Below are 10,451 nucleotides of genomic sequence, written 5' to 3' on the forward strand. Positions count from 1 at the left end.
CAGGCAAAAGACAAGAGGCAAAAAAGAAGAGATTTTCAACAGATTTAGGATTAAAAATATTGTCATAGTTACTTTAATAACCATAGCTAATCCCAGCATATTGCATATAAGGTTTCACAGAATGGTTAGACAAAAGCATTATATAATTTATGGAGATATCTAATCATACTGAATCAATGTTTTTTAACCATAATGGTGCTACCTGTTCCCAAGTTTCATTTTTGACTTTTTCTTGAATTTCTTCCCTGATAGTTTCTAACTCTTGAGGATTGTTTAAAAGCTCTACAATTCTATAAGCTAAAGCCTCTTGAGTTTCTTTTGTCTCGGGATCACCATCTACTTTTATACAATAATCTTTTTCCTTAATCGCGGCATAATTAGTAGTCACAGGAACGCACCCTACCATTGCTGACTCTCGCAATGAAATACAATCTATTTCTCCATAGGAACACCCATAATAATGAATCACTGAAGTAGACTTTTCATACATTAATTGGTTGTGTCCGATACTGCCATGTTCTATTACTCCTTGCTGTTGCATTAATTCCGTCATTTTCTGCTTCCAAGGAATTAATTTTTCACTATTATCACGCTTAGTCCATCCATAGTAAATATTAAGTTCCGCCTCTGGAATTTCTCTTTTAATAATATGCCACCCCCAGGTCAGCATAAATTCTAAACCTCGATAGTACCTGGAAGCGTATACTAATTTATAGGGTTGTTTTTGGTTCTTAGTAAGCTCTAAAACAGCAGAATCTGCACCGTTATTAATTATTGCAAACTTATTATCGGGTAGTTCTGGTAATAGGTTACGCTGATAATAACTTTTGACAAAAATTTTATTATACGGAGCTAAATATACAAGATCAAATGTAATTACATCGTGCCAATCAAACCAGATTCTTTTGGCTTTAACATAGGAAGGTAACATTTTAGGATGTCGCCACATAATGAAAGTATCAAAAGTATCGTACCAGTTAATTTTTTCATGGTTAACATACTTAACTCCTCCATAAACACCCTCTTGACCTCCACAATTAGTGAAAACAGTAACATCATAGCCTTGCTTTACCCATTCTCTAGTCAAAAAGAATACTGCACTATCTGAACCACTAGCACCCTTAGTTTTAATATCTGATTCTAGTACCAAAAAACGCTTTTCTAGATAATATACAATTGACTTTTTTGGCCATTTTTTAGCAGTTAGTTTTTTAGTTAAATCCTTGGTGAAGGGGATTTTAGATTTGAGCCACTTTTTGACATTTCTAATCATCATAATGTATTGTTGCTTCTTGCAGAAGTTATGTTAAACTATTAAATATTATCAACTTATAGCTGTTTCTGAAATCTGTGCAGGAAAGTGGGTTTGAGTTTGATTTGTATCACCGTAACTTACTAACTCGGCATAAAACTTTATGATAAGTTCAAAATAAGTGACGCATATAAGACCTTATTATTACAACCTTTCAATAGAAAGTTATGGTGATAATAATCTGCATATCAGTAATAAATTATAGGATACTCTACTATGTTAGTATTTGCCAATTTATTATGATAGTCCAGCAACAGATAATATTGCCCCCTGCTAGTTTTTTGAGCCTACCAACTATGGATGAAAAAGGAATGTCATACATAAAAGTTACTTCTACTCCTGATGGTTGGCATGAGGCTAAAAATGCAATTTCTGGGACTAGATATATCTTTGACCTTTGCAAACTTAATCTACTCAATTGGTTATCTGAAATTTGTCACGAAATTTTCCTAACTAGAAATTTAAGATTTATTTATGGATGGAATATGCACCCTTGCCAATGATAATGTCTTTGATCAACTTGTAGCTCTACTAAATAGTATAGAAGTTAATCACAGCAATGAAATACCAGTTTGTATTTATCCTTATAACAACAACATAGAAAGAATTACTGCTGAGATTTCTACACGACCTAACGTCCAAATCTACAACGATTTGCAATCAATAGAGAAGTGGGATAAATTTTTTCGTGATGTCTGGGATGCTCACCCCAACGCTCACCAACGGAGGTTAGAGAAGGGATTTACTCCCTACTATAGATTTGGGCATCATCGTCCGTTCTGTGCTTTTGATGGTCCTTTTGATCGCTTTCTATATATAGATGCAGATGCTTTACTCATGGGACCTGTAGATGGGGTTTTTGATCGACTTAATCAAAGTGACTGGGTAGTGTATGATTTTCAGTATAAAGACCCTGGTCATGTATATGATATTTCATCTCCTAGGTTAGAAGAATTGTTTCCTCAAGAATATCTCAAGTCTAGGATTTTTTGTTCTGGTTTCTATGCTTCTAAAAAAGGTATATTTAAGCAGGAAAATATAGATTGGTTTTTGGGGAAGTTACGAGAAGGAGAATCAGAAATACTTTATATATGGGCAGCAGATCAACCAATCCTCAACTACATGGTAATGCGGTTAAATTTGAAAGTAGATAATTTGGCTATTAGTCTGTCTCCTAATGAAAAAACAGGTAACAGTGTTACCTCGAAACATTTTGAAGAGCAAGACCATATTGTTTACGATCGTGGTAAGCGGTTAACATATCTTCACTACATTGGAGTTTCATCTAAAGCATTTACTAGAGTTTGTGAAGGAGAAAATTTAGATTTTCCCTATAGAGAGATATTTTTACACTATCGCTATCTACATGAACCGGAGAAAAAACCTAAGTTTATAGGGAAACCAAAACCTTATAATCCTCCACCAAGTTTAATCGATAAAATATTCAAGAAAATAGGATTATCAAGTTGAGGATAAATTACAATGAAAGGAATTTATATTGTTGCTAATGATAAGGTACTTGATAACACAATTGCTCTGCTGAAAAGTATCAGATTATATGATTATGATACTCCAATTATGATGATTCCTTTTGATGAAAATTATCAGCAGGTAGCAGAAATAGTCACAAGTAAATATGGAGTAGAAATTTATCCAGATTTAGAATTTGTAAATAATCTTTGCAACAATTTGTATAACATTTTTGGTCAAGGCTTTTTTAATACTCCTAACAAACAAAAAAAACAAGCTTGTTGGTTTGGACCATTCGATGAATTTCTCTATATTGATGTTGATATTGTTGTATTTGAAAAAATAGCCGATAATCTCAAATATTTAGAAGATTATGACTTTTTGTGTTGCGACTATCAATATTTAAGTGGAATAAAAAACGTCTTCACATCCAAAGTTATAGAAAAAAAAATCTTTACTGAAGAACAACTTAAAAATGTGTTTAATAGTGGGTGGTGGGCATCAAAGAAAAACCTGTTTACAGAAAATGAATTATATGAAACCTTTGCCGAATGTGCTGCCCATACCGAATATTTTGACTTTTCTGAAAAAACCACAGACCAGCCTATTTTTAACTATATAGTATTAAAACATATTTCTCGGCGATTAAATCTAGTCCGCCGACCCGAAGGCAAAGGTCCAGGAAGTTGGGCAGGTAGTCCCCATTTTCAACGAGAAGGCGATCGCTTGATTGACCCTAAAGTAGGTAAACCTGTACAATATTTACATTGGGCAGGTTTTCGGATTGAACCAGGATGCCCTTATTGGGATATTTGGGAGCATTATCGATATTTGGGCGAAGCTAAACCTACTTACTATCCTCAAAAAACTGAAAAGAAAAAAAGTCTAGGAGCAAAATTTATTGATAAGGTCAAAAATATAGGTCGGCAAATGAAGAAAAGCTAGGGTCATTTTAGTTATCAGTACCTCCGCTTTCAGTCTTAGGCTTGAAATCCAAAATTTTCTTTCTTTCCCCCTTAAAAGGGCAGGGTCAATTTATTGTCACTAGAGAAAAATTATGGGGAGATGGGGAGATGGGGAGATTCTTTAGATATTTGCACAATTAAATGTATTTCATATCCATATAAATATTCTCTGACGACAAAGAATTAGCCCTGCCTTCAAAAGGGAACCTTGAGGCCTTATTTCTTGGTCAGAAAAACAGCAGAATAAATTTGAATATATTTTAGATTATTTGGAGTCATAAAAAAAACTATGGCTAAAATAAATTTACCCCTTTAAAGATGCGGATACTTGAAATCCGAAATGTCCTTTTTTTTCCTTCAAATGAGAACCTTGAGACCTTATTTCTTGGTCAGAAAGATTTGAATTTTATTATCGGTGAGGACTTTTCAGTAAGACTAATAGGAAAATATTATGAGTCGTGGCATATATATCACTGCAAATGACAAAGTCATAGAACAAGGTATTGCTCTATTAAAAAGTATCCGTAAGTATGATAGTGACACACCAATTATTTTGATTCCCTATGATAATAATTATCAAACAGTCGCAGAATGTTTTTCGAGAGATTATGGGGTCAAAATTTATCAAGATTTAGAATTGATTAAAAGATTATCAAATAAACTAAAACAAATTTTTGGTAATAAATTTTTTGCCAGACCAAATCAGTTTCATAAGCAAGCTTGTTGGTTTGGATAATTTGATAAATTTTTATACATAGATACAGATATTGTTGTTTTTGATAAAATTATTGATAATCTAAACTATCTAAATGAATATGATTTCTTGTGTTTTGATTATCAACATTTAGGCGGAATGAAAAATGTATTCACCCCAGAAATTTATCAAGTTTTTAGTCAAGATGAACTTAAGGATATTTTTAATGGAGGATGGTGGGGATCTAAAAAAGGTCTAATTTCAGAACAATATTTGTATGATATACTTGCTCAATGTGCCACTCATCCAGAATACTTTGATTTTTCTCAGAAAACTTCCGATCAACCAATTATTAATTATATGATTTTGAAGCGAATTAAAAAGCGTTTCAATATTGTTCGCAGACCAGGAAAAGCAGCAGGAAGTTGGGCAGGTACATCACATTTTCATCGAGAAGGTGATAAACTTATAGACCCGACTGTGAATCAACCTTTAGACTATCTACATTGGGCAGGAATTCGGATTTCACCAGAGTGCCCTTATTGGGATATTTGGGAGCATTATCGATATTTGGGGGAATCTAAACCAACCAACTATCCCCAAAAAACAGAGAGGAAAAAAAGTTTAGGACAAAGAATCTGGAATAAAGTAAAGAAAAGTATTAACTTTTGAAAGGAAAAACTATGAGTAATAGCACTAAAGATTTTTGTTTTTGTACTTTGGTTCTAGGTCAAAGATATCGTGAAATTGCTAAGGAATTAATTAGAGATTTAGAAAAATATTCTCCAGGCACATCATTAGTAATTTGCACAGATGAACCAGATGATTTTAGTAAATACCAAAACGTTATCGCTTTCAAGCATCAGCAACAAGGGATTTTATTTTGCTTTAACGATCGACGGTTTGTGTTTCAAGCAGCTTTATCATTATTCAGGGTAGCTATTCATATTGATGCGGATACAAAAATTGTAGATACCATACCTGAAGATATTAAATGGAACCCTGGAATCACTGGAGGTCGAGGAAATTTAGTGCAGCACTTCAACAAATATCATTCTCACAGATTTGCAGATTTAAAAAAGGTTGCTGATAAGTTACATATTTCAGAAGAATCATTTAATAATGGCAGTTGGATAGGTGAATCCTTATATGCTATAGTTCGAGATGAAGGCAGAGAAATAGAATTTTTAGAGACTTGGGGTAAAATTGCAACATATATGGAATTAAAAGGGTTTCATGTAGGAGATGGAAATCTCATGGGATTAGCAGCAGCTAAAGTAGGATGGAATGTTAATAGTACAGTTGATAGTGAAGCTTGGCAGAAGCTTGATCGAGTAAGGAAACATTGGGATGCTTCTCATAGTAGACCAAAGACTAAATTCTGGGATAAGTTAGGCAAGAGAATAGGTTATCATTATCGTTTAAATAAAACTAGGATAATGGCTTTGAAAGATTTTGAATTTTACTATCGTTAAGCAATGAGTAAATGTTTGAGTAAGGTGTTTATTCTACATCTTACTCAATTACACAATTATCTAATTTGAACAGGTACAAATCTAACTAATAGAGAGACTGCACCCATTCCCACTCTCTTGATAACCCCTCTTTTAAAGAAACTTGAGGTTGATAACCCAAAATTTTCTGTGCTTTAGAAACATCAGCACTTGTATGACGAGCATCTCCCCTCGCTTTTTCCACAAAATTTTTCTTAATAGGACGCCCGACTATTTCCTCCATCATATTAATAACTTCTGCTAATACAACCCGACTACCCCCACCAATATTAAATACTTCACCCACTGCTTCCGGTACTGTACCTGCTGCTAAGTTAGCTGCTACTGCATCACTAATAAAAGTAAAGTCCCTAGTTTGCTGGCCATCTCCATAAATAGAAATTGGCTCATCTTGCAAAATCCACTTAAAAAATTTATGAAAGGCCATATCAGGTCTTTGCCGGGGGCCGTATACTGTAAAGTAGCGTAAATATACGCAGGGTACACCAAAATTCTGATGATACAACTTACCTAATCGTTCTGCTGCTAACTTAGTAATTCCATAAGGGGATACTGGTTGAGGACAAATAGTCTCAGGAGTGGGAAAAGTTTCAGCATTACCATATACAGAAGAAGTAGAAGCATAAACCAATCTTTTCAAATGAGGAGCATCTTTAGCCGCTTCTAAAATTATTTGAGTAGCATTGATATTACGTTCTGTATAAGCACGAAAACCTTCACCCCAACTAGCACGAACACCTGCTTGGGCAGCTTGATGATAAACTATATCTACATCTGCCAATAACTCTGACCAATTTAAAGATTGAATATCATTTTCTATTAATTGGAAAGCGGAATTGTCTTGAAATTGAGAAATATTCTGACGTTTCAAAGCAGGGTCATAGTAATCATTAAACTGATCGATTCCTATTACTTTTTCTCCTTGATTTAAAAGAGTTTCTGCTAAATGAGACCCGATAAACCCACCAACACCTGTTACGATAATATTAGTCATTTTTTCCTATATTCAAGTGGCTATTTTTTGCTGAAAGTGGGAGTCAATTTATCCTAATGTTGAAAAAAATTAACTCTCTTCTGTTATGCTCCGTTCCATCTTATCTAAAATTTTAGTAAGCTGAATCCAGACAACTAATCCAGTTGCTACAGTTAAAGGCAAACAAATAGAATAGGCAACTAAGTTAGTAAATCCAAATAATTGTAAACTTGAGGATAAAAATATTAATGCACCACTAGCAATACCTAAATAGGGAAGCTGTAATGTTAATCCTCTCATACTAACTATATTACAAGTAGAAGGATTTACTGACCAATCTTTAACCAGTTGCTTAATTAATTTGGCAAATACTATTCCTGAAGATAAACTCATTAATAAACCAACTGCGATTAAAAAATAGGGAGGTTGAGGAAGACTATACACAAATATTTCCTTAATATTTCCTTGATTTATGCTTTAGATACATTGAGGAATATATACTACTGAATTACAGAATTATTTGTCAAAAAAACATTTTATTTTCAATTCATTATCTGACTTTACTAAAATTAAAAAATAAATTCTTATCTGTAATTCAGCAATATTCAGACATCAAGTCATTAATTTAATTTTTGATTATTTGTCATTGCCATTACAGAAGGTAAAATTGCAGTAGCTCTCTGTGTAGAAAATTCAGCTAGAGCGCCTAAAGCAATATTAAACAAACGACTTGGTTGAAAGTCATCTTGAATTAGACCCCACAAACGAGTAACTTCTTCGGTGTGAATTCGGTCATCTTCTACCATTGCTAGTATCAATTTTTTTCGGAGAAATTCACCCTCTTCACTCAAAAGATATTGTAAACCTAATTGAGCAGTAGGTAGTATATCAAAATTTTGGTCTGTCTGAGCTATGCCAATCAAATTTTCTAACCTTTGCCACTGAAACTTTCCATCTTTAAACAATACCTCAATTAACCGACGACGTAATGCTGGGGACTCACCTTTTAATAATCTTCTTGCCACATAAGGATAAGCAACATCAACTATTCTGAAATTTGGATTTAGGGAAAGAGCTAAACCTTCCTCGGTGACCAAAGAACGAATAATTAAGGCAAACTTAGCCGGAACTCGGAATGGGTATTCATACATTAGTTCCGAGAACTTATCTGTAATTGTCTTAAAGTTAAAATCCTTAACTTTCTCACCCATAATATTTCCCAGCACTATTTCTAAAGCTGGTACAATTGGCTGAATATCTACATCCGGTGCCAAAAACCCAAGCTTGACAAAATCTTTAGCCAACTCTTGATAATCTTTGTTAATCAAATGAATGACTGAATCAACCAAAGTTTCTTTAGTATCCTGCTCCAATTGATCCATCATGCCAAAGTCAATGTAGGCCATCCGACCATCTTTTAATGCAAATAAGTTACCGGGATGAGGATCTGCATGAAAAAAGCCAAACTCTAGTAATTGACGTAGACCGCTAGTAACCCCTACCGTAATTAGAGTATCAGTATCAAGACCTGCTGCTTTAATTTGTTCAGTATCTAATAATTTCAGACCATCAATCCATTCCAAGGTCAAAACATGGATGGTAGTATAACGCCAAAATATTGATGGTACCTTCACACTTGGGTCATCGGCAAAATAAGTAGCAAATCTTTCTGCATTTCGCCCTTCATTGATATAGTCAATCTCTTCAAATAGCTTTGTGCCAAATTCATCTACAATCAGAGATAAATCGTGGCCAAGATTGAGAGGTAACCAGGGAGCTAACCAACTTGCTCCCCAACGCATTAAGAATAAATCGAGAGTAATAATAGGCAGTAAGTTTGGTCGTTGAACTTTTACTGCTACTACTTCTCCACTCCGAAGACGTGCTTGATAAACTTGACCCAGACTAGCTGCTGCAACTGGTCTGGGAGAAATTTCGCTATATATATCGTTGATGTTTTGGCCTAACTCAGTCTCTATGATCGAGATTGCTTTCTTATTATCAAAAGGTGGTAACTGGTCTTGTAGTTTTGTTAGTTCTTCTAAAAAGTCTTTACGAATTAAATCTGGTCTTGTTGATAATGCCTGGCCTACTTTAATAAATGTTGGTCCTAAGCGAGTTAGGATTTTTCGCAGTTGGGTAGCTCGTTCAGGAGTATCTTCAACTTTGTCATATTGCCATTTATCCCATAAAACTCCTAGTAGAAAACTAGCAAAAGACAAAACTATAACGAGAAATCTCCAAATTACTAACCAGGGACGGTAACGGTAATATTTAGCGATCGCTTCTGGGTCGTACCGTCTTGTTGAATTAAAGTGATTGTCATCCACTTTTAATATTTTCCTCTTAAATTTTATATTTTTTATTTATTAAGTTGAGTTAAAGAAGCGGTCAGCACTCAGCACTCAGCTTTGTTCATTTTTTTTAACGTGGGAGAAGGGGATACGCTACTTCTCCTAAACTATTGCTTGTGGTTGTCGGGAATTTTAACCAAAGCTGCTAAAAGTTGATAGCTAGTTACACATGACTTAAGTCTGTTTGGCTTTTATCTGGCAAATCGCTATATATAGTGTGGCACTATAGTTTTTGTTTACTATATATAGGGTTTTTGCGTAAGTCATTTGAAAAATAGGAGATGGTATTTCTCCTTGGCTTTTATCTGGCAAATCGCTATATATAGTGTGGCACTATAGTTTTTGTTTACTATATATAGGGTTTTTGCGTAAGTCATTTGAAAAATAGGAGATGGTATTTCTCCTTGGCTTTTATCTGGCAAATCGCTATATATAGTGTGGCACTATAGTTTTTGTTTACTATATATAGAGTTTTTGTGTAAGTCATTTGAAAAATAGGAGATGGTATTTCTCCTTGGCTTTTCTGTGGCAAATCGCTATATACAGTGTGGCACTATAGTTTTTGTTTACTATATATAGAGTTTTTGCGTAAGTCATTTGAAAAATAGGAGATGGTATTTCTCCTTGGCTTTTATCTGGCAAATCGCTATATATAGTGTGGCACTATAGTTTTTGTTTACTATATATAGAGTTTTTGTGTAAGTCATTTGAAAAATAGGAGATGGTATTTCTCCTTGGCTTTTCTGTGGCAAATCGCTATATACAGTGTGGCACTATAGTTTTTGTTTACTATATATAGGGTTTTTGTGTAAGTCATCTGAAAAAAGAAGGTGGTATTTCACAACAAAAATAACTCAAAGATATTAGCAGTTTCTAAGTAACGGGCAATTGTTATCTTTCTGTATTTAGCTATATTTCTAGAGCTTAGAGCTGAAAATTTTCCTTCATCTTTTTGTTGTTTGTTGCACCTTTTTTCTTCTTAACTAATGGCAGATTTTAAGTGATTCAGAAGGTATAAAAAAATTTATCCCTGCTGTATTAAATTAAATTTTTTTTATTTTTATTAAGTATAGTATACAAAACTACAAATTTCAAAAATAAATTTTAAAGAAATATTAAAGTTAACACTATCAAAACTTACCGAAAAATTAAGGTATAAAGCCTCTCCA

Annotated in this window: 10 protein-coding genes; 6 read left to right on the forward strand and 4 right to left on the reverse strand. The window is 33.8% G+C overall.

All coding sequences use genetic code 11. From position 1 onward, the window contains the following. Nucleotides 1-163 precede the first annotated feature (163 nt). Nucleotides 164-1,276 carry a glycosyltransferase family protein gene (locus tag D5R40_RS01750; RefSeq protein WP_205127332.1) on the reverse strand — a complete coding sequence of 371 codons (1,113 nt, stop codon included), beginning with the start codon at nt 1,274-1,276 and terminating at the stop codon, nt 164-166. Between the two features lie 275 nt (nt 1,277-1,551). Here D5R40_RS01750 and D5R40_RS01755 point away from each other — a divergent pair, with 275 nt between their 5' ends. The 6 genes from D5R40_RS01755 (at nt 1,552) to D5R40_RS01775 (ending at nt 5,916) form a co-directional block, all read left to right on the forward strand. Further along, nucleotides 1,552-1,815 (forward strand): hypothetical protein, encoded by a 264-nt coding sequence (locus D5R40_RS01755; protein WP_124144475.1) that lies wholly within the window; start codon nt 1,552-1,554, stop codon nt 1,813-1,815. After that, nucleotides 1,787-2,782: an Npun_R2821/Npun_R2822 family protein gene (locus D5R40_RS01760; protein WP_124144474.1), complete on the forward strand. Its 996-nt coding sequence runs from the start codon at nt 1,787-1,789 to the stop codon at nt 2,780-2,782. Before D5R40_RS01755 ends, D5R40_RS01760 begins: the two co-directional genes overlap by 29 nt. A gap of 12 nt (nt 2,783-2,794) precedes the next feature. Then, complete coding sequence (locus D5R40_RS01765; RefSeq protein ID WP_124144473.1) at nt 2,795-3,727, forward strand: Npun_R2821/Npun_R2822 family protein; 933 nt, start codon at nt 2,795-2,797, stop codon at nt 3,725-3,727. Between the two features lie 471 nt (nt 3,728-4,198). After that, nucleotides 4,199-4,483: a response regulator gene (locus D5R40_RS41805; protein ID WP_338043162.1), complete on the forward strand. Its 285-nt coding sequence runs from the start codon at nt 4,199-4,201 to the stop codon at nt 4,481-4,483. Between the two features lie 117 nt (nt 4,484-4,600). Beyond that, complete coding sequence (locus D5R40_RS41810; RefSeq protein WP_338043161.1) at nt 4,601-5,113, forward strand: hypothetical protein; 513 nt, start codon at nt 4,601-4,603, stop codon at nt 5,111-5,113. Between the two features lie 11 nt (nt 5,114-5,124). Next, complete coding sequence (locus D5R40_RS01775; protein WP_124154168.1) at nt 5,125-5,916, forward strand: hypothetical protein; 792 nt, start codon at nt 5,125-5,127, stop codon at nt 5,914-5,916. 85 nt (nt 5,917-6,001) lie between these two features. Here D5R40_RS01775 and D5R40_RS01780 read toward each other — a convergent pair whose 3' ends face one another. From D5R40_RS01780 to D5R40_RS01790, 3 genes are all read right to left on the reverse strand, one after another. After that, a complete protein-coding gene (locus D5R40_RS01780; protein WP_124154169.1) occupies nt 6,002-6,949 on the reverse strand; it encodes an NAD-dependent epimerase/dehydratase family protein in 948 nt (315 codons plus the stop codon). Nucleotides 6,950-7,018: 69 nt separating this feature from the next. Further along, nucleotides 7,019-7,372 carry a hypothetical protein gene (locus D5R40_RS01785; protein WP_124144470.1) on the reverse strand — a complete coding sequence of 118 codons (354 nt, stop codon included), beginning with the start codon at nt 7,370-7,372 and terminating at the stop codon, nt 7,019-7,021. 176 nt (nt 7,373-7,548) lie between these two features. Then, the gene (locus D5R40_RS01790; protein WP_124144469.1) at nt 7,549-9,258 is read right to left on the reverse strand and encodes an ABC1 kinase family protein; all 1,710 of its coding nucleotides are present in this window, start codon (nt 9,256-9,258) and stop codon (nt 7,549-7,551) included. Nucleotides 9,259-10,451: the final 1,193 nt, after the last annotated feature.

The organism is Okeania hirsuta (genome assembly GCF_003838195.1).
Taxonomy (GTDB): domain Bacteria; phylum Cyanobacteriota; class Cyanobacteriia; order Cyanobacteriales; family Microcoleaceae; genus Okeania; species Okeania hirsuta.

Excerpts from the sequence above, each read along its gene's own strand:
- D5R40_RS41805 (WP_338043162.1), top strand. The coding sequence starts at position 4,199 with ATGAGTCGTGGCATATATATCACTGCAAATGACAAAGTCATAGAACAA.
- D5R40_RS01780 (WP_124154169.1), bottom strand. The coding sequence starts at position 6,949 with ATGACTAATATTATCGTAACAGGTGTTGGTGGGTTTATCGGGTCTCAT.
- D5R40_RS01760 (WP_124144474.1), top strand. The coding sequence starts at position 1,787 with ATGGATGGAATATGCACCCTTGCCAATGATAATGTCTTTGATCAACTT.
- D5R40_RS01750 (WP_205127332.1), bottom strand. The coding sequence starts at position 1,276 with ATGATGATTAGAAATGTCAAAAAGTGGCTCAAATCTAAAATCCCCTTC.
- D5R40_RS01775 (WP_124154168.1), top strand. The coding sequence starts at position 5,125 with ATGAGTAATAGCACTAAAGATTTTTGTTTTTGTACTTTGGTTCTAGGT.
- D5R40_RS01765 (WP_124144473.1), top strand. The coding sequence starts at position 2,795 with ATGAAAGGAATTTATATTGTTGCTAATGATAAGGTACTTGATAACACA.
- D5R40_RS41810 (WP_338043161.1), top strand. The coding sequence starts at position 4,601 with ATGAAAAATGTATTCACCCCAGAAATTTATCAAGTTTTTAGTCAAGAT.
- D5R40_RS01755 (WP_124144475.1), top strand. The coding sequence starts at position 1,552 with ATGATAGTCCAGCAACAGATAATATTGCCCCCTGCTAGTTTTTTGAGC.